A 20,828-nucleotide genomic window follows, 5' to 3' on the forward strand; every position below is an offset into this window, starting at 1 on the left:
GGCAGCGTTAGGAGTAGTGCTATCACACGAATAGCAAGGCTACGACCGGGCCCGGCGGCCGCCGCCAAAGCCCCTCCGGTACCACACCCGTTCAATTTAGCGTCAACAACCGTCACAACCTATCAGACCAGGCTGATTCTTCGTTCGGCACTCGCATAAAAATGCCGCTGCCGTGGATAACGGCAGCGGCTGGCGCGATGATTCGGTCGAATCCCCGGGGTATCCGGGTTCGCGCTTACTGCTGGATCGTTGCCTGCGAGCCGAGCTTCTCCACCAGCGCGGCCATCGCGCGCTGCTGCGCCTGCGTTTCGAGTTGCTGGCGCAGCACGTTCCTCGCCGCCTCGAAGCTCGGTGCAACGGTCGGCCGCTTCTCGTCGAGTTTCACGATCGCAAAGGCCTTCCCGACCGCGAACGGGCCCGTGACCGTGCCCGGCTTCATCGACGTGATCACCTGCGCGAGCGGCACATCCATCCCGCCCGTCTTGCCTTCGACGATCGGCGTGCGCAGTTCGGCCCATTGGGCAACGCCGGCGTTAGGTGCCGTGTTGTACTGCTTCGCCATCGCTTCAAACGGCACGCCCTTCTTCAGCTCGGCCATCGCCGCCGCCGCGGTCGCCGCATCGGCCACTGCCACCACTTCGGCGCGGTATTCGAACTGGCCGGCATTCGCGATGATCTGGTCATAGCGCGCCTTCACCTGCGCGTCGGTCACCGGTTGCGGGCGAGCCTGCTCGCGCAGGAACAACTCCGACGCGGCCACCGTGCGGGCCCGCATCGCAGCCTTCACCGCTTCGGGACGGCTGCCGTAGTTGGCCTTGTCGGCCGCCTGTTCGACCAGTTGCTGAACGATCAGGTCGCGCTTGATTTGCTCGCGCAGCATGGGCGAATCGGGCTGGCCCGACGCCTTGACCCGCTCGTCGATATCAACATGCGGAATCGGTACGTTGTTTACGACGGCTTCGACACTGGGCGGCAGCGGCGTTTCCGTTTTCGTGCCGGCGGCGCGGGCGATCGGTGCACCGCAGGCACAAGCGAGCGCGATCAGCGTGTAAATGACTGGAAAGTGATGTTTCATCGGAAGGTCCTTCATCGAGAGGTAGGAATGCCGCACGTCACCGCGGCGAGGAGGGAAACTGCGGCATCGCCATCGGCATTCGCATGGACAGACGCACAACGAAACGGGACGGGCACAGGCCGGTCGGCCAGGTACCGCGCAGCGACGAGAGGCAAACACGGGCGAGGGACGCCGACTCGCGGCAAGCACACAGCGGCCCACCAGCAGACACGCGTGAATGCCCTGCGCTCGCATCTGGCAGCGTTCTCCCAACTTGCGACCTCATCGGCCGAAGAGCGGCCGAGCCCACCGACCGCCGCAGGGCATTCACGCGTGTCCGTCCGGCACGCACCGCGCGGTCGAGACGAGCGCTCGTCCGGCGAAAAATACGCTGCCCGGGGCCGGGCAGCGCGTCCAACGAAGCCAGGCTTCGTACACGGGGTATCGGGCGGACTCCAATCGACCACTCGATGGCTCCATTGTCGGAGCACGGCAGTCCACCGCACAATCAGCCTGGTCCGATTCTGCGTCGAATCCATGATCGTCGGGCGCATGCATGCGTTCATGTTCACCCCTGCTGGATCGTCGACGTCTCGCGCACATTCATCGTCACGGCGAGCGGCGGAAAGGCAGCCACGCTGCGCATCGCGCCGTAGAACTTGTTCATCGCGACGTCGATGCCATAGTTCGCGATCGGACGGCCAAGCCCGTGCGAAAACAGCGTCTCCGGCTGCAACGGAAAGCAGCGATCGAGCAGGAACCGCGCACCGGCCGGCGAGATCGTGTACGCGCAGATCCCGTAGAACTCGAGCAGGTTCATCATCAACGCGGGACCGCGGTCGATACGAAAATCGTCGACGGCACGCGTGAGCGCCGCCGCGTCGAACTGCATCGTCACCGGCGTGCGATCGTTGAAAAGCGTGCCACGCAAGATCGAATCGAAGTTGTAGCCCCATGCGATGAAGTCGAGACGATCAGGCTGCGCGCGCAGGAACTGCATGAGCACGTCGTTGAAATCGGGACGGAAGATTGCGTCGTCCTCGGCGATCGTCACGAGCGCGTCGCCGGATGCAATCTCTGTCCACAGCCGATGCGTCGTCATCGCCACGCCGATTGCCCCACGCGTGTACGGCAGGCCGGGGGCGAACAGCCCGCTCGCCGCAATGTCGTCATCCAACAGCGCGCCCCCGTCCACTGCGTCGATGAATGCGAAATCAAGGTCGGGGTTGTTCGCGCGAAACGTGTCACGGCGGCCGCGTGCGTCATTCAGCGAGATGACGCGCAGCGTACCGCGTACGGAAAGCGGGTGCGCTGCGGGAGCAGGTTCGGTCGCGGGCATGGTCGCGGTATCGACGGCCCCCAGTCGGTCGGTAACGGGCATGTTCATCATTGCCACCCCGTCACGACGGAGATACCGAACACGATACCCAGCACGATGCCGACGGTCCGCCCTTGCAGCAACGGCTTCACCGCCGCCGGTTCGAAAAACGGATCGACTACGTCGGCCCGGTTGCGCCATGCGGCGACGAGCGGCGGCACAAGCAGCAACAGCGCCATCGCCAGCGCGGTCACCAGGGTCACGTTCAGGCCGCTCGCGTTCCAGCGCGTGCCGACCTCGACGACGAAATGAATCGCCGCGACCGCCGCTGCACTGGCAATCATGCCCAGCACCGCGCCCTTCACCAGATGATCTGCGTCGCTCATTTTCAATACTCCTTGTCGTATGGATGCCGAACGGTGCCAGCAGGAACAGGTTGTATTAAAAAGGTGTGCGATACCGATCTCCATCGGACGGGTCTTACGTGATGCGGCTGTCTCGCATAAATCGGACTGGGCCTACAGCGCCACGCTTGTGCTCCGCCGAATCCGCCCCAAGGTCCGTCCCGGGTGGCAAACAGGATTATTTAGGACGATATGTTCCAAATATCCAATCCATTTAGGACTTGTCCGATTTAGTTGTCGGGGACGACTGCATAAAGTGGATTCCGACACGGCAACGGGTGTCCGCCGACATCGGAACGACAGCCCACACGCCACCCGGCCCCGGTTTTCGCCAAGCGAACCGTCGGCGGCCGCCCCGATTGACGATGCCGCCGATCCACGCCTCGCTGCGCGGCGGCTTTACGGAGCGACTTCAGATGCAGATCACCCCGCACGACATGCCCGCCCTCGCAACCCTCCCGCAGCTGCGTGACACGCTCGACGACGCGATGACGCTCGACCTGCTCAACGCTGACGCGTCGCCCGATACCAACGACGACGCGATCGTCACGGCGACGCAGACGATGATCGACCGTGGCGATATCGAGCGGGCGGTCGAACTCGCTGCATTGCACTGGCGGCTTCGCCCGATGTCGGCCGCCGCGGCATTTAATTGCGGCTACGCGCTTCAGATGGCGGGCCGTCACGACGAAGCGATCGCGCCATACCGCCACGCACTCGGCCTGGCGCCCGCATGGCCTTCGCTGAAGAACAATCTCGCGGTCGCGATCCGGATGTCGGACGGTGATCCCGATATCGAACATGCGCTGATCGAAGGCGCACTCGACGACAACGCTGACGATCCCCGCGCGTGGACGAACGCGATCGTCACGCGGATGAGCCGATTCGATCTGGACGGCGCCCAACGCGCGGCCACGCGCGCCGCGGCGCTCGCACCGAACGATCCGCTCGCCGCGAACAACATCTCGCTCGTGATGAAGGAAGCGCAGCGCTGGGACGAAGCGGAACACCACGCGCAACGCGCCGTCGCGCTCGCGCCTGACAATGCGTCGTATCGCCACAATCTGTCCCTGCTGACGCTCGCGCGTGGCGATTTCGAAGCTGGCTGGCCGCTTTACGAGGCACGCTGGAAAGGCTCGTCAGAACTCAGCGGCGGCCTGCCGGCCTTTCCTCGCCCGCGCTGGCGCGGCGAACCGCTCGCGGACAAAACGCTTTTGTTGTGGGGTGAACAAGGCATCGGCGACCTGCTGCAGTTCTGCCGTTACGTCCCGCTGCTCGCCGAGCGCGTGCATCGCGAAGGCGGACGCATCGCGTGGAATACGTTTCCGCAGGCAGGCGCACTGATCGAGCGAAGCCTGGGTCATCACGTCGACCTGTTCGACACCGCTACGCGCGTCGACCGCCTGCCCGAACACGATTACGAACTGCCGCTGATGAGCGTTCCGTGGATGCTCGGCCTCGACGGCGACGCGCTCGCGGCATCGGCGCCATACCTTCATGCAGACGCTGCGGCCACCAATGCATGGCGTCACGCGCTCTCCGGCGAGAAGCGGATGAAGGTTGGCCTCGCATGGACAGGCAGCCTCACGCATGCGCGCAACCGCTTCCGTCGCGTCGGCCTCGAACGTTATGCCGATGCGTTCACCGGCATGCAGGACGACGTCGCGTTCTATTCGCTGCAGCTCGGCGCACAACACGACGTCGAGGCAGCGTGCGCGGCCGGCTTTAACGTGACCGACATGACCCGCGAGTGGAAGACGCTCGAAGACACGTCGGCGTTCGTCGGCGCGCTCGATCTCGTGATCACGGTCTGCACGTCGGTTGCGCACCTGAGCGGCGCGCTCGGCCGGCGCACATGGATATTGCTCGATGCCAATCCGCATTGGGTCTGGCAGCGCGACCGACGCGACAGCCCGTTTTATCCGACCGCGTCGCTGTATCGGCAGAAGACGTTCGCCGACTGGGATCCCGTGCTCGATGAAGTCGTCGCCGATCTTCGCGATCTCGCCCACTGACCGGAACGGGACGCGTCATGAACTACAACATCTGCCTCGTTCGCCCGCCCGGTTATGCACACACCGGCGCGTTCACGGAACTCACCGAAGTCATCGCATACGGACTCGAGGATCTCGGCCACGTCGTGCATTGCCACGAGAACAACATGATGTCGGACGCGAGGAACATCCTGATCGGCTGCCATCTCGCCGATCCGGGCCTGACCGACCACGTGCCGGACGACACGATCATCGTCAACACCGAGCAGATTCACGTCGACGAGCAGCCGTGGAACGAGAACATCTATCGTTGGGCGTCGCGCTACGAAACCTGGGATTACAGCGAACGCAATCTCGCGAAGCTGAAGGCGCTCGGCATCGGGCACGCCCGTTATCTGAAGGTGGGTTTTCATCCGAAGCTGCGCCGCATTCCGAACGACGTCGGGCAGGATATCGACGTGCTGTTCTACGGGACGATCGGTCCGCGCCGCGCGGCGGTGCTCGACGCATTGCAGGCACGCGGGCTCAAGGTCGGGATCGTCAGCGGCGGCATCTATGGCGCTGAACGCGATACGTACATCGCGCGTGCGAAGGTCGTGCTGAACCTGCATCACTACGCGTCACACATCTTCGAAGTCGTACGCGCGTTCTATCTGATGACGAACGGCAAGGCGATTGTCGGTGAGGTATCGCCGACGACGGCGATCGATCCCGACTATGTGGCCGGATTCCGCGCAGCGCCTTACGACGCGCTGGTCGATACCTGTGTCGAACTGGTCCGCGACATCGCCCAGCGCCGCCAGTTGGAGGCAGCCGCGCTCGATACGATCGCCCGGATCCCGCAGGCGCGCACGCTTGCGCCATTGCTGTCGTGGGAGCCGGTCGCCGTCTAGCGACGTGCCGGCACACGCGTCTTCGTCGTCAAGGCTGCGAAAACACCATCACACGCCCTTGCACACGCTGGAGCTTGAGCCAGCCCATGTCGGCGGTGAAGCGCAGTTGCTGCAACGGGAAGTCGAACTGCGCCTCTCCGGCGGCGCTCACGACCGCCTGGGCGATCCAGCGGATCAGCGCCTTCCCTTCGTCGGTCGTCACACTGCCGTTCTGCACGCCGTAAAAATAGCGATTCCCGGCGTTGACCTCGTTCTGCAGCTGCATCCAGTGCCCCGGCAACCCCTGCAGGGTTCTGAACAGGTCAGCGACCCGTTGCGTCGTGAGGCCGCGCGCCCACAGCGCGCCGTTCGCAGCCGGCCGCGCCAGATTGTGGCGATCCGCTACCTGGGCCTGTTCCTTGATCTGTCCCCTCAGGGAATCATCCTTCGACATGCCGCACTCCTCATGGTGATAGGCGCGGGAGAACAGCCTCGCGCGCGCATGCACGATACGCCCATTACGAGAAGTCATCGCCTGTCAGGTATGTCAGGCCTCAATATCGGCCATCCGTCCCCATCACGCTTTCCCCTTCCCCTTCAGCACGAACGCCGCTCGCTGGCGGACACCCCGCCATCGCGAACCGTATTGTGATTCCATGACCGGGCGGAAGAGGCTTCGGATGTATCCGTCGCGCAAGCATCGCGACACGAAAACCCGCGCGTGGGTGGATTTCATGAAAGCGGCACTGCGTGCCGCGCGCGCAGGATCGTGTGGCAGCAACCGCACGGACGACGATGCAGCCGCGCCGGTCACCCCCGGCGCGGCCGCCAAGGCCCCCGCTTACGCGACCGCCTTCACCGCAGGCTGCACGCCAAAAAACATCGCCTGCACCGCTTCGTCCGCGCGCGCATACGCGCGGTTGATGCCGCTGATCACCGCGCGGATCGACGCTGTCGTCAGGTTCGCGTCGATGCCGACGCCGAACGCGCTGCCGCGCACGCCGGTGCCGGCCAGTTCCGCGATCGCGATCGCCTTCGCATCGGCGCCTTGCGACAACGCACGCTCCTCGTAGTGCTGGATCCGCAGCGGCGTACGCAACGCATGCATCAGCGCATCGAGCGGGCCGTTGCCTTCACCCCGCAGCACGCGGCGCTCGCCGTGCACGTCGGCGGTCAGCACGATCGACTCGCGGCCGTCGCGCTCGGTCAGCTCATGGCCGACGTAACGCAGCGGCGCATCGCTTTCGACATATTCCTGCTGGAACAGCGACCAGATCTGCGCGCTCGTCACCTCGTGCCCGCTCTCGTCGGTCAGGCGCTGCACGGCCGCGCTGAAATCGACCTGCATGCGGCGCGGCAGCGCGACGCCGTAGCCCTGTTCGAGCAGATACGCGATGCCGCCCTTGCCCGATTGGCTGTTCACGCGAATGATCGAGTCGTACGTGCGGCCGAGGTCGTTCGGATCGATCGGCAGATACGGGACTTCCCATACAGCGTCGGCACGCTGTACCGCGAAGCCCTTCTTGATCGCGTCCTGGTGCGAGCCGGAGAACGCGGTGAACACGAGGTCGCCGACATACGGATGGCGCGGGTGGACCGGCAACTGCGTGCATTCCTCGGACGTGCGCGCGACTTCGTTGATCTGCGAGAAGTCGAGGCCCGGGTCGACGCCCTGCGTGTACAGGTTCAGCGCGAGCGTGACGAGATCGACGTTACCGGTGCGCTCGCCGTTGCCGAACAGGCAGCCCTCGATCCGGTCCGCGCCGGCCATCACCGCGAGTTCGGCCGCCGCCACCGCGGTGCCGCGGTCGTTGTGCGGATGCACGGACACGATCAGCGCGTCGCGGCGCGCGAGGTTGCGGTGCATCCATTCGATCTGGTCCGCGTAGAAGTTCGGCGTGCCGACTTCGACGGTGGCCGGCAGGTTCACGATCGCCTTGTGCGCCGGCGTCGGCTGCCACACGTCGAACACGGCGTCGCACACTTCCTTCGCGAAATCGAGCTCGGTCGCCGTGAAGGTTTCCGGGCTGTATTGCAGCGTGAAGTGCGTGTCGGTCGCGGCGTCGGCGAAGCGCTTGATCGTGCGCGCGGCGTTCACCGCGAGCGTCTTCACGCCGTCGCGGTCGAGGCCGAACACGATCTTGCGGAATTCCGGCGCGGTCGCGTTGTACAGGTGCACGATCGCGCGCTTCGCGCCGCGCAGCGAGTCGAAGGTGCGCTCGATCAGGTCGTCGCGCGCCTGCGTGAGCACCTCGATCGTCACGTCGTCGGGAATGTGGCCGCCTTCGATCAGCTCGCGCACGAAGTTGAAGTCGGTCTCGGACGCCGACGGGAACGCAACCTCGATCTCCTTGAAACCGATCGCGACCAGCATCTTGAACATCCGCATCTTGCGCGCGGCGTCCATCGGCTCGAACAGCGACTGGTTGCCGTCGCGCAGGTCGGTGCTCATCCAGATCGGCGCTTGCGTGATCGTGCGCGTCGGCCACATGCGGTTCGGCAGGTTGACGGGCGTGAACGGTCGGTACTTCGTCGCGGGGTTCTTCAGCATCATGATGTTCGGTCCTCGGTCGGTGGGTCGGGAACCCGCGGCGCGCTGGCCATCCGTCGGGGTGGCAGGCTGCGCGCGCAGCGGTAGAAACGGGTGAAAGCGGGTGAAAGCGGCAAGCAAACGGCACAACGGCAAAGCGGTACGGCGAGCGACAGCCTTGGCGGTTGTGCGACCGGGACGGAGCGGAGCGATTCGGAAGAAGGACGAACTCAGGCGCCGGTCGACAACCGGGGCCAGGTCGATGATGCGGGGGAAATCTGGCGCTTCAGGAAAGAAGCAGATGGAAAGCGCGCAGCCGCAGACCCAGCCCGGAGAAACGGGCTAGTAGTCGTAGCGAGAAGAGGGGCTGGGCGGCTTGCATGGCCGAAATCAGATCACAGGGGGATGGGGGCTGTCAACGGGCTAGGCGCACATGGCGCGGAATTTGTTCGCTCAGAATCAGTCCTGTCCGATAGGCGGCGCGCCGCCCCGTCGATATGCTTCATGGGTGCGGCGCCGGTGAGGCCCCTGTTCACGTTCGGAGTGAGTTGGTCTACGTACTTCGCCGGTTGCCGCACCCCCTCCTGTAGCAATCAATCGGGTTTCGGTGTGGGCGTTCGGTGGTGGCCGGTGGGCGCGGCCACGACCGAGATGCTGATGTTGAAACCAACGCTGCCATATGCGAACGCCGAGCGTCCGCGCCGAAGCCCGATTGCCCCCACCTCCCTCCCCGCCCGCTCCGCCTGCGCAACCGCGCATCGTTCAGGAAATTGATACGCCCGTCGATATAGTTTCTCGAATATATCGAAACACCTTCGATTAAACGCAGTTCATTAAATCGATTAGCCGCCATTTTCGATTTTCTGAACAATGGCCATTCCCCGTCGATTATTTTTTTATTTATTTTTCGGCATGCTCGGTACGTCGCATTTCAAACGGAAAACGTTTGCGCGACATAGCTGTAAGCCTTATCCATCATTCCTCAGGAGGAAATCATGGCCGATTCTCAAACGTCATCCAATCGCGCCGGCGAGTTTTCGATTCCGCCGAATACCGATTTCCGCGCGATTTTCTTCGCGAATGCCGCCGAGCAGCAGCACATCAAGCTGTTTATCGGCGACAGCAAGGAACCCGCCGCGTATCACAAGCTGACGACGCGCGACGGCACGCGCGAAGCGACGCTGAATTCCGGCAACGGCAAGATCCGCTTCGAAGTGTCGGTGAACGGCAAGCCGTCGGCCACCGACGCGCGCCTCGCGCCGATCAACGGCAAGAAATCGGACGGCTCGCCGTACACGGTCAACTTCGGGATCGTCGTGTCGGAAGACGGCCACGACAGCGACTACAACGACGGCATCGTCGTGCTCCAGTGGCCGATCGGCTGACCTGACGCGCACCTGACGCCTCCCCCCGCCGGCCGCCTCCGGGCCGGCCGGCGGTTGCGCGCCGCCTTCAGCGGCACCGCCCCCTTTTTGCATCGAAACCCGCCCTACCAACGGAGACATCCATGCCCCTCCTTTCGGCTTCGATCGTCAGCGCCCCCGTGGCGACCTCGGAAACCTACGTCGACATCCCGGGCCTGTACATCGACATCGCCAAGGCAGAGATTCGAGACGGGAAACTGCAGGTCATCCTCAACGTGCCGACGCCGTACGCGACCGGCAACAATTTCCCCGGCATCTATTTCGCGATCGCGACCGACAAAGGCGTCGTCGCGGACGGCTGCTTCACCTATTCGTCGAAAGTGCCCGAAGCCACCGGGCGCATGCCGTTCACGCTCGTCGCGACGATCGACGTCGGCACCGGCGTCACGTTCGTGAAGGGCCAGTGGAAAAGCGTGCGCGGCAGCGCGATGCACATCGATTCGTACGCGAGCCTGTCCGCGATCGGCGACACGGCCGCGCAATCGTCGTCGTCCGGCAGTGGAAGCGGCGGCGGTGAAGCTGGCGCGGGTGGCAACCCGGGCAGCGCGGGCGGCTCGGGTAGCACGGGTAGCGGCACGATCGGCGGCGGCGGCGAGCGCGACGGCACGTTCAACCTGCCGCCGAACATCAAGTTCGGCGTCACCGCGCTCACCAATGCGGCGAACGACCAGACGATCGACATCTACATCGACGACAACCCGAAACCGGCCGCCACGTTCAAGGGTGCCGGCGTGCAGGACCAGAACCTCGGCACCAAGGTGCTCGACTCCGGCAAGGGGCGCGTGCGCGTGATCGTGATGGCGAACGGCAAGCCGTCGCGGCTCGGCTCGCGGCAGGTCGACATTTTCAAGAAGTCGTACTTCGGGATCGTCGGCTCGGAAGACGGCGCCGACGACGACTACAACGACGGCATCGTGTTCCTGAACTGGCCGCTGGGCTGAGCACGACGATTCACGGCGCGGCAGGGCGTGCGCGCCGTGGTCGAATCCCCAATGGCGACGGGGCCAACTCCACATTGCGAACCGATTCATTCGAGCAGTCAGTCGTAGTTCCACTGCTGTACTCCGTACGCGGCAACGGCGAAATCCATTCACCGGCCGCGCAACGCGAGACCTTTCATCGAGACGAGGACGACATGTCACAACCGTTTACCCATGACGATCTGTACGCCCTGCTGCAACTCGCCGGCAACGATGCCACCGCCGTCCAGGCGAACGGCGACCAGGCGGTGCTCGACCGCATGCGCCAGTTCATGACCGCGCAGCTCGTGGAAAAGCTGCCGCAATACGACGTGTTCGTCGATATCGCGACGATCCCGTACAGCTTCGACGTCGGCAGCTGGCAGAACAAGGTGAAGGCCGATGCGGCCGGTCAGGTGGTCGCCTGCACGGTGACGTGGGCCGGCGCGCCCGGTGTGCTGCCCGGCGCCGCGGCGAAGTTCGGCGTCGGCGCGGTGGTCAACTACTTCTCGAAAGCAACGCCGACGCCGCAGCCGCAACCCACGCAGCCGGGTACCACGGCGACCGGCGGCGGCGAACGCGACGGCGTTTTCAACCTGCCGCCGAACATCGCGTTCGGCGTGACCGCGCTGGTCAATTCGTCGGCGCAGCAGACGATCGAGGTCTTCGTCGACGACAACCCGAAACCGGCCGCGACGTTCCAGGGCGCCGGCACGCAGGACGCGAACCTGAACACGCAGATCGTGAACTCCGGCAAGGGGAAGGTGCGCGTGGTCGTGACGGCGAACGGCAAGCCGTCGAAGATCGGCTTACGCCAGGTCGACATCTTCAAGAAGACCTACTTCGGTCTGGTCGGATCGGAAGACGGGACGGACGGTGACTACAACGACGGGATCGCGATCCTGAACTGGCCGCTGGGCTGAGCCGCATAAGCTCGCCTCCCATCGCCACGCCGCGCGGCGTGGCGATCCGCGTGGACGCCCCTGCCCGCCCGCGCCCCGCCCCTGCAAGAACGATCAAACGCCCCCGCCGCCGATACCATATAGTCCGCCCGACACGCTCATTGGAAAACCATGAATCCGGTAGGACAAGCACTCTGGTTTATCGAAACCAAACTGGACCACGAACTGACGCTCGACAGGATTTCCGCCAATTGCGACATGACGCGCTTCGGCTTCTCGCGCCTGTTCTCGATGAACACCGGCTGGCCGGTGATGCGCTATGTGCGGTCGAGGCGACTGACGCGTGCGGCACGCGCACTGGCCCAAGGCGCGCCGGACATCCTGCAGGTGGCGCTCGATGCCGGTTATGGCTCCCATGAGGCGTTCACGCGCGCGTTCCGCGATTGCTTCGGCATCACGCCCGAAGACGTGCGGGCACGGCGCACGCTTGACGGGTTGTCTCTAGTGGAGCCGCTTCGCATGAAAGAACTGAAGATCATCGACGTCGTACCGTCACGCTTCGAAACCACCGGCAAGCGGCTGATCGCCGGCATGAGCGACCGGTACACCTTCGAAACCAACGAAGGCATTCCGGCGCTGTGGCAAGCGTTCATCCCATACATCGGTACCCTACCCGGCCAGGTCGACGATGTGACCTACGGCGTATGCTGCAACCCCGATGCGGATGGCAGCTTCGAATACATCGCGGGCGTGGAAGTGACGAGCCGCGACCGGTTGCCCGCACCCTTTCGCTGGATCGCACTCGAACCGCAGCGGTATGCGGTCTTCGAACACGTCGGGCATATCTCCACGCTGCACCAGACGTTCTACAGCATCTGGAACGGCTGGCTGCCGACGTCGGGATTCAAGGCGGTCGACGCGCCCGAGTTCGAGCGCTACAGCGCGGACTACGATCCGGTGACGGGCGCCGGCGTGCTGGAAATCTGGCTGCCTGTCGAGCCGGCTGCGTAGGCGATTTGCCTTGATCGGCCGCGGCGTGGCTCGTCGCGGCCGGCGGCACCGCGCCAACCATCAACCGGCCCGCGATCCGGCAGGCTCCGCCATCGCCACCGGCTGCGACCACCCAGCCGACGCCAGCCGCGTGCGTGCATCGACTACCACGCGATTGAACGCGATGCGCCGTTCGCCCTTCAGCTTCGCTGCCTTGCCCGCCTGCACCAGCGCGACAGGGTCGACGAGACGGGCATGCCGCCGGACCTCGAAGTGCAGATGCGGCCCCGTGGCCGTACCCGTGCTGCCGACCGCGCCGACACGCTGGCCGCGCGCAACCCGCATGCCGGTTCGCAGTGCCGGCTCGAATGCCGACAGGTGTGCGTAGTACGACGCGTAACCGCCGTCATGACGAATCACCACGTACTTGCCGTAGCCGCGCGGCTCGGTGCCGATGAACGAGACGACGCCGCGCTCCGACGCGTGAACCGCACGCCCGGCCGGCGCCGCGAGATCGACGCCGGAATGCACGTGACGTGCGCCGGTGACCGGATGCACGCGCGTACCGAAATGCGAGCTGATCCGGTTTGCGCTGACCGGCATCGCAAACCGCGCGCCGGCGACGGGCATGCCGTCGAGGTCGTAATAGGCGCCCGGCGAGCCGGCATCGGGCGCAAACCACACGGCCGCGACGTGCTGGCCGTGCAAGCGAAGCTCGAGCGCCGTCACGCGCACGCCGCCCGGCAGTTTGCCCTCGCTGTCCGGTTCGTAGGCGACGCGGAACGTGTCGCCAAGCGCACCGTGCTGTTTCAGGTCGATGCGACCGGCGAGCAGGCGGGTGATCTGCGCGGCAACGCCGGCCGGCAGATCCGCGCGCGCCAGCGACGCCTGCAGGCTGCCGACGATCGCGCCGACCCGCGCGCCGCGCTCGGCTTGCGCGAACATGAACGGCTCGGCGCCGGCAAGATCGACGGGGCGCCGTTCGAACGCGGCGGGCTCGCCCGTCGCGGGCAACGCCGACGCAAGACCGTAATCGAACCTCGACGCGTACGCGCGTTCGACCGCCCCGCGCGCCGCGTCGCACAGCACGCGGTAAGCCACGCAGGCACCGAAGCGCGCCACGGGGTCGTCGCGTTCGCCGGCCGTCGGCGCGACCAACGCATGCGACGTGTAGGCAACGTCGAGCGGCGCGGCCGTCGATGCGTGCAAGCCGCCCCACGTCGTGCGCGCGGCATTGAAAAAGGGCACGTCGACAAGGTCGGCCGTCATGGGCGAAAACGGCGCGGCGTCGTGCGACGCATCTGCCACCGCACCCGGTGCGCCGGCCACACAGGCCGCCGCGATGACACCGCGCAGCAACGCGCGGCGCATCGGGAAACCATGAACGCCGCGCTGTGCGGGTTGACCTTGTTCGCGTGCGAGACGGAAACGCAGGTCTAACCGCATGACGTCGTCACTCGCTGTCTGTCAGTAAAAAATCGGGAAAGAACCGGGTATCGCGGAGGAACGATCGTCGCGACCCGGCAACGTGAAAACGAGTGTAGCGGCGCGCTCGACGCTGCTGAATAGGACTAGTCTCATTTGATGGAAAAGCCGCTTAGTACAAAAACGAAACCGCGATTTCGCGGCCCGGCGGCACGGTCATGCGGCATTCGACCCCACCCGTTCGGGCGAACCATTGTGTGCCGCGTACAGTCGAACGCTGCCCGGCGCGTGAGCGCAAGCCTGCCCGACCACGGCGGGCACGCCACGCGTCACGCATGTTTCTTCAACCCGGAAACCCGTTAATGTTTCTCGATCAACTACATCCGGAACGCTGGACGTTCCTGTGGAACGCGCTGTCCACCCTCTCCCTCAAGTTGTGCGCCGGCCTGGCGCTGCTCGTCGCCGGCTGGTGGCTGTCGAAACGCATCGGCAACTGGCTGAATCGCCTGCTCTCGAACAAGGAGCGCGTCGACGACACGCTGCGGCCGATCCTCTGCGACGTCGCCGTGTGGGGCATCCGCATCGTCGCGATCGTCGGCGCGCTGTCGCAACTCGGCATCGAAACCGCGAGCATCGTCGCAGTGCTCGGCGCGGCCGGCCTCGCGATCGGGCTCGCGCTGCAGGGCACGATGCAGAACATCGCGGCCGGCATCATGCTTCTGCTGCTGCGGCCGTTCAAGGTGGGCGACTATATCGACGGCGGCACGGGCGTCGCGGGCACCGTCGACGAGGTCGGGCTCTTCATGACGCGGCTGACGAAGCCGGACGGCATCTGCGAATACGTGCCAAATAGCGCGCTGTGGGGCAGCTCGATCCGCAACTACACGCGCAACCCGACGCGCCGCCTCGATCTCGAAGTGGAAGTGTCGGTGCATGACGATATCGATCGCGCGCTCGACGCGCTGCGCAAGCTGGCGCTCGCCGACCCGGACGTGCTACAGGATCCGGAGCCGAACGTGATGGTGATGCGCTTCGACGACAGCACCGCGATCGCGAACGTTCGCGTGTGGACGCACACCGACAAGTTCTGGGACATGCGCTGGCGTCTGGCGCGGCAGGCTCGCAAGGCACTCGCGGACGCGAACTGCGCGCTGCCGATCCGCACGCGCGAGCTGCACATCGTGCATGACGCGGAGCGTCGCACCGACCGCGCGCAAACGCACGCGCTGTAAACGGCGAAGGCCGCGAAGCACCGCCTGCTTCGCGGCCTTCGCGACGTCAACGCAACGTCACCGCCCCATCACATCTTCACGATATCGAGCAGCGCCTTCTTGCCGCTCCTGTACGTGAACACCGAGATCGCGCCGTGCTTCAGGTCGCCCTGCGGCGTGAAGCTCGTCTCGCCGATCACACCCTTGTAGTCGGTCGCCGGCATCGCGGCCAGCACCTTCGCCGGATCGGTCGAGTTCGCGCGCTTCATCGCGTCGACGATGATGTAGACGGCATCGTACGAGAACGGCGCATACACCTGCATCGGCTGGTGGTAACGCGCTTCGTAGCGCTTCGCGAACGCCGCGCCGCCCGGCATCTTCTCGAGCGCGATACCGGCCTCGGAGCACACGACGTTGTCGGACGCGGGGCCCGCGAGCTTCGGCAGGTCGGTCGAGCACACGCCGTCGCCGGCGAGGAGCTTCGCGCGCATGCCGAGCTGGCGCGCCTGCTTCGCGAGCGGCCCGCCCGTCGCATCCATGCCGCCGTACATGATCGCGTCGGGGTTCGCGCCCTTGATCTTCGTGAGGATCGCGCGGAAGTCGATCGCCTTGTCGTTGGTCGCGTCGCGCGACACGACCTTCATCCCGGCGGCCTTCGCGGCCTTCTCGAACTCGGTCGCGAGGCCCTGGCCGTACGCGGTTGAATCGTCGACCACGGCCACCGTCTTGATGCCCAGGTTCTTCGCCGCATACATCGCGAGCGCCGGCCCCTGCTGCGCGTCGGTCGCCACCACGCGATAGGTCGTCTTGAAGCCCTGCTGCGTGTAGGTCGGATTGGTCGCGGCCTGCGAGATCTGCACGACGCCGCCGTCGCGATAGACGCGCGATGCCGGAATCGACGTGCCCGAGTTGTGATGGCCGACGACGCCGATGACCTTGTCGTCGACGAGCCGCTGCGCGACCTGCGTCGCGGTGCGCGGATCGCCCGCGTCGTCCTGCGCGTCGAGTTGCAGCGTGACCTGCTTGCCGCCGATCGTCAGGCCCTTCGCATTGATTTCCTCGACCGCGAGGCGCGCGCCGTTCTCGCTGTCCTTGCCGAGGTGCGCGATCGCGCCGGTCAGCGGTGCGACGTGGCCGATGCGCACGATTTCGTCCGCATGTGCGGACAGCGCGCACGTGAGCGCCGCCGCTGCCGCGAATGTCGTCATGGAATGTCGAAGCATATCTGTCTCCTGGTCAGTCTTGTGGGCCCCGTTCGATGCGGGACGTGTTGTGGTTCGGATGACGAATCGGTTTCGGTCAGTGATGCAGCGCGTCCCGCACTGCGGGCCCCATCCCTGTCGGCGGCACGGCTGCGGCGCCGCGTTACGCGCGCCCTTCGAATCCCAGCAGCACGTTGACCGCATTGATGCCGATCTCGTCGACCATGTAGCCGCCTTCCATCACGAACAGCGTCGGCACGTTCAGGCGCGCGAGCGCCGCGCCGATGCGCAGGTAGTCGGGCGAACGCAGCCGGAAATGGCTGATCGGGTCGTGCTCGAAGGTATCGACGCCGAGCGACACGACGAGCGCGTCGGGCGCATGCGCGGCGATCGCGGCGGCCGCGTGGTCGAGCGCCGCCGAGTAGGTGTCCCACAACGTGCCCTTCGGCAGCGGCAGGTTCAGGTTGAACCCTTCGCCCGCGCCGATGCCGCGCTCGTCCGCGTAGCCGGAGAAGTACGGATACGACACCGGCGGCTCGCCGTGGATCGACGCGAACAGCACATCCGCGCGGTCGTAGAAGATGTCCTGCGTGCCGTTGCCGTGATGGAAATCGACATCGAGCACCGCGACGCGCGCGGCGCCCCGTGCGACGCAGTGCTGCGCCGCGATCGCCGCGTTGTTCAGGTAGCAATAACCGCCCATGTACTCGCGGCCCGCATGATGGCCGGGCGGGCGGCACAGCGCGAACGCCGCGCGCGCCGCGCCGCTCGACAGCAGGTCGGCGCCGGTGAGCGCCGAGTTCGCGCTCGCGCTCGCGGCATCCCACGTGCCGGCGTTGATCGGCGCACCCGCGTCCATCGCGTAGAAGCCGAGCTTGCCGTCGATGAACGCGGGCGGTGTCGAGGCCGCCGGCATCGCGCGCACCGGCCACACGAGCGGCAGCGCCTGGCAGGTGCGGCCCGTCGCGGCCCACTCGTCCCATGCGCCAGCGAGGAAATCGACGTAGCGCGCGCTGTGCGCGGCCGCGTAGTGGGCGCGGTCGAACGGCTTCGGCGCGATCACGTCGCCGAGGCCGGCGGCGCGCACCTGCGCAAGCACCGTTTCGGCGCGAAGGGGGTTTTCGAACGAATCGGTGATCGCGCCGTCCTTCAGTTCGACGCCGCGATGCAGGTGGTGATCGCTGCTGTAGACCGTGAGCATGGTTGACCATTGCAGTGAGGGTGGCAACAGTTTATTGACGGCCACCGGCAATAGCTTTGCTTTCGACCCGCGCCTTTCGTACAATTTTGAGAAAACCGCCTACGGATTTCCGGAAATGAGCAAAAATCGCGCTTCGGCCGAACTGGATGGCGTCGACCGCGCCATGCTGCGCCTGCTGCAGGACGACGGCGCGCTGTCGAACGCGACGCTCGGCGAGAAGCTGTCGCTGAGCGTCACGCCGTGCTGGCGGCGCCGCAAGCGGCTCGAGGACGAAGGCGTGATCACCGGCTACCAGGCGAACCTCGACCGGCGCGCGCTCGGCATGAACGTGTTCGCGTTCGTGCAGGTGACGTTCAACATGCATTCCGGCCAGGATTCGGATCACTTCGAGGACGTGATGCGGCGTCACGACGAAGTGACGTCCTGCCACAAGATCACCGGCGCGGCCGACTACATCCTGCAGGTCGTCGCGGCCGATCTCGACGCGTACGCGGAATTCGTCGAGCATGTGCTGCGCAAGCAGGCGGGGGTGTCGTCGATCCAGTCGAGCCTCGCGTTGCGTGAAGTGAAGTTCTCGTCGCGCGTGCCGGTGCCGGGCGACTGACCGTTCATGCCGTTCCGCGCCCGTACCCGGGCATCCGTTGTCGATCGTCATCCCATGGAGCGCTACCTGATGAAACGTCTTCTTCCGTCTGCTTCGCTGGCCGCCGCCATGGCCTGCGCGCTCGCGTTGAGCGCCTGTGCGGCGCAATCCACCGTGCCGGCCGCCGCGTCGGCCCCGCCCGAGGCTGCCGCGCCGCCCGCGCCGCCGATGCCCGGCAGCGATCGCGATCCGCACGGCTGCATCCCGTCGGCCGGCTATTCGTGGTGCGAACAAACGCAGCAATGCGAGCGCCCGTGGGAACTCGCGAAGCAGAAGGGCTTCGCGAATTCGGCGCTGGCGTACGAGCAGTTCTGCCGGAACAACTTCGCGAAGTGACGCAACAGGGCATGACGTGATCGGGACGCGGTGCAACGCCGCGCCCGACACCCCCGATCCCGCGCAGTCATCCCCAGCTTTCCCGCTTCCCGCGACCGTCATTCCGGAAACCCGGACACACAAAAAACCCCACAAAAACAACGGGATTTTTCGTTTGTGACACAGCAAACGAGTTCGGTTACATTACGCGCCCCTTGCCACCCCGCCTCCGCAAAACGCGTCGCGTGCGGCCTCTTGCCACGCAGCCTGAAGCATCTTCCGCTCAGGCTTGCCGCAAGGGCCCGGGCGCGTTGTGCGCCACTGTGACGCAGGCGCTTGCCTGCCCGCAGGCAGCCGATCCGAAGGTGTCCTTCCCGACGGCTTCGCGTGCGCAAATGCAACGGCGTGCGGCGTCGATCCGGAATTCCGGATTCGCGTGTCCGGATCTCCGGATCCGTGTTTCACCGCGATCGACACCCGCGCCGGGCGGCTTGGCAAACCGATGCATTCAAGTTGAACAAGGGATCTGCTGTGATCAAAACGTTACGGGTAATACTGTCGGCGCTCGCGCTGTGCGTCGCGACATCGTCCGCGCATGCCGCCGATACGAAGAAGGTCGACGTCCTGCTGGTGGGCGGCGGCATCATGAGCTCGACGCTCGGCGTCTGGCTGCACGAGCTTCAACCTGACTGGTCGATGACGATGGTTGAGCGCCTCGACGGCGTCGCACTGGAAAGCTCGAACGGCTGGAACAACGCCGGCACCGGCCACTCGGCGCTCGCCGAGCTGAACTACACGCCGGAGAAGGCGGACGGCAAGATCGACATCTCGAAGGCGATCGAGATCAACGAGTCGTTCCAGATCTCGCGCCAGTTCTGGGCGTGGCAGGTCAAGCAGGGCGTGCTGAAGAACCCGCACTCGTTCATCAACTCGACGCCGCACATGAGCTTCGTGTGGGGCGACGACAACGTCCGCTTCCTGAAGAAGCGCTACGAAGCGCTGCAGGCGAGCCCGCTGTTCCGCGGGATGCAGTATTCGGAAGACTACGACCAGATCAAGCAGTGGGTGCCGCTGATGATGGAAGGCCGCGACCGCAACCAGAAGGTCGCGGCGACGTGGACGCCGATCGGCACCGACGTGAACTTCGGCGAGATCACGCGCCAGTTCGTCGGCTACCTGAAGACGCAGCCGAACTTCACGCTGTCGCTGTCGAGCGAAGTGCGCGAGATCTCGCGTAATGCCGACGGCACGTGGCACGTGAGCTGGGTCAAGCTGCACTCGGATGAACCGGCGCAGTCGGTCGACGCGAAGTTCGTGTTCATCGGCGCGGGCGGCGGTGCGCTGCACCTGCTGCAGGCATCGGGCATCCCCGAGGCGAAGGACTACGGCGCGTTCCCGGTCGGCGGCTCGTTCCTCGTGACGGACAACCCCGACGTCGTGAAGCAGCACTTGGCGAAGGCCTACGGCAAGGCGTCGGTCGGCTCGCCGCCGATGTCGGTGCCGCACCTCGACACGCGCATCATCGACGGCAAGAAGATCATCCTGTTCGGGCCGTTCGCGACGTTCTCGACCAAGTTCCTGAAGAACGGTTCGTACTTCGACCTGCTCAAGAGCACCAACACGCACAACGTCGCACCGATGATGCGCGTGGGCGTGGACGAATTCCCGCTGGTCCAGTACCTCGCCGGCCAGCTGATGCTGTCCGACGACGACCGCTTCAACGCGCTGAAGGAATACTTCCCGAACGCGAAGAAGGAAGACTGGCGCCTGTGGCAAGCCGGCCAGCGCGTGCAGATCATCAAGCGCGACCCGGTCAAGGGTGGCGTACTGAAGCTCGGCACCGAGATCGTCGCGTCGCAGGACGGCAGCATCGCGGGCCTGCTCGGCGCATCGCCGGGCGCGTCGACGGCCGCGCCGATCATGCTGAACCTGATGAAGAAGGTGTTCAAGGACAAGGTCGCGACGCCCGAGTGGCAGCAGAAGATCCGCCAGATCGTGCCGAGCTACGGCACGAAGCTGAACGACAGCCCGGCGAAGGTCGTCGAGGAATGGACGACCACCAGCGACGTGCTGCAGCTGTCGCCGCCGCCGAAGATCGACCTCAGCACGCCGTCGCAGGCCACCGGCACCGCGCCGGCCCGCCCGGCGAAGGCGGCGACCGACATGGCGCTGTAACGCGCCGAGCGCCGCGCGACGCCATTGCGCCGCCTGACACGGCCGCCCTCCGGGGCGGCCGTTTTTCTTGGCGGGTAGCGGGCGAAACCGCCCGGCCGGCCGCCCGCTTCCGCTAGAATTGCGGCACGCGCGACCCTGTCGCCGCCCGATCCATCATCCGCATCGACGCAATCCAAGCGACGCCCGGTGCGGCCCGCGCCCAAGCCGCG

18 protein-coding genes are annotated in these 20,828 nt (G+C 65.6%); 10 read left to right on the plus strand and 8 right to left on the minus strand.

Annotated features, from left to right (window positions below):
• Positions 1-235 precede the first annotated feature (235 nt).
• From CFB43_RS31400 to CFB43_RS31410, 3 genes are all read right to left on the minus strand, one after another.
• A complete protein-coding gene (locus tag CFB43_RS31400) occupies positions 236-1,075 on the minus strand; it encodes a peptidylprolyl isomerase (protein ID WP_089497947.1) in 840 nt (279 codons plus the stop codon).
• A 547-nt stretch (positions 1,076-1,622) separates the two neighbouring features.
• A complete protein-coding gene (locus CFB43_RS31405; protein WP_226275554.1) occupies positions 1,623-2,393 on the minus strand; it encodes a glycosyltransferase family 25 protein in 771 nt (256 codons plus the stop codon).
• A gap of 47 nt (positions 2,394-2,440) precedes the next feature.
• Entirely contained in the window at positions 2,441-2,842 is a 402-nt protein-coding gene (locus tag CFB43_RS31410; RefSeq protein ID WP_256990149.1) for a hypothetical protein, read from the minus strand.
• A gap of 350 nt (positions 2,843-3,192) precedes the next feature.
• Here CFB43_RS31410 and CFB43_RS31415 point away from each other — a divergent pair, with 350 nt between their 5' ends.
• Both CFB43_RS31415 and CFB43_RS31420 read left to right on the plus strand, forming a co-directional pair.
• The gene (locus CFB43_RS31415; protein ID WP_089498207.1) at positions 3,193-4,791 is read left to right on the plus strand and encodes a tetratricopeptide repeat protein; all 1,599 of its coding nucleotides are present in this window, start codon (positions 3,193-3,195) and stop codon (positions 4,789-4,791) included.
• A gap of 17 nt (positions 4,792-4,808) precedes the next feature.
• The gene (locus tag CFB43_RS31420) at positions 4,809-5,663 is read left to right on the plus strand and encodes a hypothetical protein (RefSeq protein ID WP_089497950.1); all 855 of its coding nucleotides are present in this window, start codon (positions 4,809-4,811) and stop codon (positions 5,661-5,663) included.
• 28 nt (positions 5,664-5,691) lie between these two features.
• On the opposite strand, the gene CFB43_RS31425 is transcribed toward CFB43_RS31420, so the two are convergent.
• Positions 5,692-6,096 carry a peptide ABC transporter ATPase gene (locus CFB43_RS31425; RefSeq protein WP_089497951.1) on the minus strand — a complete coding sequence of 135 codons (405 nt, stop codon included), beginning with the start codon at positions 6,094-6,096 and terminating at the stop codon, positions 5,692-5,694.
• 387 nt (positions 6,097-6,483) lie between these two features.
• Entirely contained in the window at positions 6,484-8,193 is a 1,710-nt protein-coding gene (gene leuA / locus CFB43_RS31430) for a 2-isopropylmalate synthase (protein ID WP_179254951.1), read from the minus strand.
• A 974-nt stretch (positions 8,194-9,167) separates the two neighbouring features.
• Here leuA and CFB43_RS31435 point away from each other — a divergent pair.
• The 4 genes from CFB43_RS31435 (at position 9,168) to CFB43_RS31450 (ending at position 12,468) form a co-directional block, all read left to right on the plus strand.
• Positions 9,168-9,557 carry a fucose-binding lectin II gene (locus CFB43_RS31435; RefSeq protein WP_043178912.1) on the plus strand — a complete coding sequence of 130 codons (390 nt, stop codon included), beginning with the start codon at positions 9,168-9,170 and terminating at the stop codon, positions 9,555-9,557.
• 122 nt (positions 9,558-9,679) lie between these two features.
• Positions 9,680-10,537: a fucose-binding lectin II gene (locus CFB43_RS31440; protein WP_089497953.1), complete on the plus strand. Its 858-nt coding sequence runs from the start codon at positions 9,680-9,682 to the stop codon at positions 10,535-10,537.
• A 194-nt stretch (positions 10,538-10,731) separates the two neighbouring features.
• The gene (locus CFB43_RS31445; RefSeq protein ID WP_089497954.1) at positions 10,732-11,478 is read left to right on the plus strand and encodes a fucose-binding lectin II; all 747 of its coding nucleotides are present in this window, start codon (positions 10,732-10,734) and stop codon (positions 11,476-11,478) included.
• 150 nt (positions 11,479-11,628) lie between these two features.
• Positions 11,629-12,468: an AraC family transcriptional regulator gene (locus CFB43_RS31450; RefSeq protein WP_089497955.1), complete on the plus strand. Its 840-nt coding sequence runs from the start codon at positions 11,629-11,631 to the stop codon at positions 12,466-12,468.
• 60 nt (positions 12,469-12,528) lie between these two features.
• On the opposite strand, the gene CFB43_RS31455 is transcribed toward CFB43_RS31450, so the two are convergent.
• Positions 12,529-13,893: a M23 family metallopeptidase gene (locus tag CFB43_RS31455; protein WP_089497956.1), complete on the minus strand. Its 1,365-nt coding sequence runs from the start codon at positions 13,891-13,893 to the stop codon at positions 12,529-12,531.
• A gap of 341 nt (positions 13,894-14,234) precedes the next feature.
• Here CFB43_RS31455 and CFB43_RS31460 point away from each other — a divergent pair, with 341 nt between their 5' ends.
• Positions 14,235-15,104: a mechanosensitive ion channel family protein gene (locus tag CFB43_RS31460; protein WP_089497957.1), complete on the plus strand. Its 870-nt coding sequence runs from the start codon at positions 14,235-14,237 to the stop codon at positions 15,102-15,104.
• Between the two features lie 68 nt (positions 15,105-15,172).
• On the opposite strand, the gene CFB43_RS31465 is transcribed toward CFB43_RS31460, so the two are convergent.
• A complete protein-coding gene (locus tag CFB43_RS31465) occupies positions 15,173-16,306 on the minus strand; it encodes a branched-chain amino acid ABC transporter substrate-binding protein (protein ID WP_089497958.1) in 1,134 nt (377 codons plus the stop codon).
• Between the two features lie 142 nt (positions 16,307-16,448).
• Entirely contained in the window at positions 16,449-17,486 is a 1,038-nt protein-coding gene (locus tag CFB43_RS31470; protein ID WP_089497959.1) for a histone deacetylase family protein, read from the minus strand.
• A gap of 115 nt (positions 17,487-17,601) precedes the next feature.
• Between CFB43_RS31470 and CFB43_RS31475 the strand changes: the two genes are divergently transcribed.
• The 3 genes from CFB43_RS31475 (at position 17,602) to mqo (ending at position 20,619) form a co-directional block, all read left to right on the plus strand.
• Entirely contained in the window at positions 17,602-18,090 is a 489-nt protein-coding gene (locus CFB43_RS31475) for an Lrp/AsnC family transcriptional regulator (protein ID WP_089428572.1), read from the plus strand.
• Between the two features lie 69 nt (positions 18,091-18,159).
• Positions 18,160-18,465, plus strand: coding sequence for a hypothetical protein (locus CFB43_RS31480; RefSeq protein WP_089498208.1), 306 nt, complete (start codon positions 18,160-18,162; stop codon positions 18,463-18,465).
• 510 nt (positions 18,466-18,975) lie between these two features.
• Positions 18,976-20,619, plus strand: coding sequence for a malate dehydrogenase (quinone) (gene mqo, locus CFB43_RS31485; protein WP_089497960.1), 1,644 nt, complete (start codon positions 18,976-18,978; stop codon positions 20,617-20,619).
• The last annotated feature ends 209 nt before the right edge of the window (positions 20,620-20,828 follow it).

The sequence above is a fragment of the Burkholderia sp. AU15512 genome, from assembly GCF_002223325.1.
In the GTDB taxonomy this organism is placed as follows: Bacteria; Pseudomonadota; Gammaproteobacteria; order Burkholderiales; family Burkholderiaceae; genus Burkholderia.

What these genes read in the sequence shown, in the direction of transcription:
- CFB43_RS31440 (WP_089497953.1), top strand. Translation starts at nt 9,680, where the DNA reads ATGCCCCTCCTTTCGGCTTCGATCGTCAGCGCCCCCGTGGCGACCTCG.
- CFB43_RS31470 (WP_089497959.1), bottom strand. Translation starts at nt 17,486, where the DNA reads ATGCTCACGGTCTACAGCAGCGATCACCACCTGCATCGCGGCGTCGAA.
- CFB43_RS31415 (WP_089498207.1), top strand. Translation starts at nt 3,193, where the DNA reads ATGCAGATCACCCCGCACGACATGCCCGCCCTCGCAACCCTCCCGCAG.
- CFB43_RS31480 (WP_089498208.1), top strand. Translation starts at nt 18,160, where the DNA reads ATGAAACGTCTTCTTCCGTCTGCTTCGCTGGCCGCCGCCATGGCCTGC.
- CFB43_RS31445 (WP_089497954.1), top strand. Translation starts at nt 10,732, where the DNA reads ATGTCACAACCGTTTACCCATGACGATCTGTACGCCCTGCTGCAACTC.
- CFB43_RS31400 (WP_089497947.1), bottom strand. Translation starts at nt 1,075, where the DNA reads ATGAAACATCACTTTCCAGTCATTTACACGCTGATCGCGCTCGCTTGT.
- CFB43_RS31405 (WP_226275554.1), bottom strand. Translation starts at nt 2,393, where the DNA reads ATGCCCGCGACCGAACCTGCTCCCGCAGCGCACCCGCTTTCCGTACGC.
- CFB43_RS31410 (WP_256990149.1), bottom strand. Translation starts at nt 2,842, where the DNA reads ATGGAGATCGGTATCGCACACCTTTTTAATACAACCTGTTCCTGCTGG.
- CFB43_RS31475 (WP_089428572.1), top strand. Translation starts at nt 17,602, where the DNA reads ATGAGCAAAAATCGCGCTTCGGCCGAACTGGATGGCGTCGACCGCGCC.
- CFB43_RS31425 (WP_089497951.1), bottom strand. Translation starts at nt 6,096, where the DNA reads ATGTCGAAGGATGATTCCCTGAGGGGACAGATCAAGGAACAGGCCCAG.
- CFB43_RS31450 (WP_089497955.1), top strand. Translation starts at nt 11,629, where the DNA reads ATGAATCCGGTAGGACAAGCACTCTGGTTTATCGAAACCAAACTGGAC.
- leuA (WP_179254951.1), bottom strand. Translation starts at nt 8,193, where the DNA reads ATGCTGAAGAACCCCGCGACGAAGTACCGACCGTTCACGCCCGTCAAC.
- CFB43_RS31460 (WP_089497957.1), top strand. Translation starts at nt 14,235, where the DNA reads ATGTTTCTCGATCAACTACATCCGGAACGCTGGACGTTCCTGTGGAAC.
- CFB43_RS31465 (WP_089497958.1), bottom strand. Translation starts at nt 16,306, where the DNA reads ATGCTTCGACATTCCATGACGACATTCGCGGCAGCGGCGGCGCTCACG.
- CFB43_RS31435 (WP_043178912.1), top strand. Translation starts at nt 9,168, where the DNA reads ATGGCCGATTCTCAAACGTCATCCAATCGCGCCGGCGAGTTTTCGATT.
- CFB43_RS31455 (WP_089497956.1), bottom strand. Translation starts at nt 13,893, where the DNA reads ATGCGGTTAGACCTGCGTTTCCGTCTCGCACGCGAACAAGGTCAACCC.
- CFB43_RS31420 (WP_089497950.1), top strand. Translation starts at nt 4,809, where the DNA reads ATGAACTACAACATCTGCCTCGTTCGCCCGCCCGGTTATGCACACACC.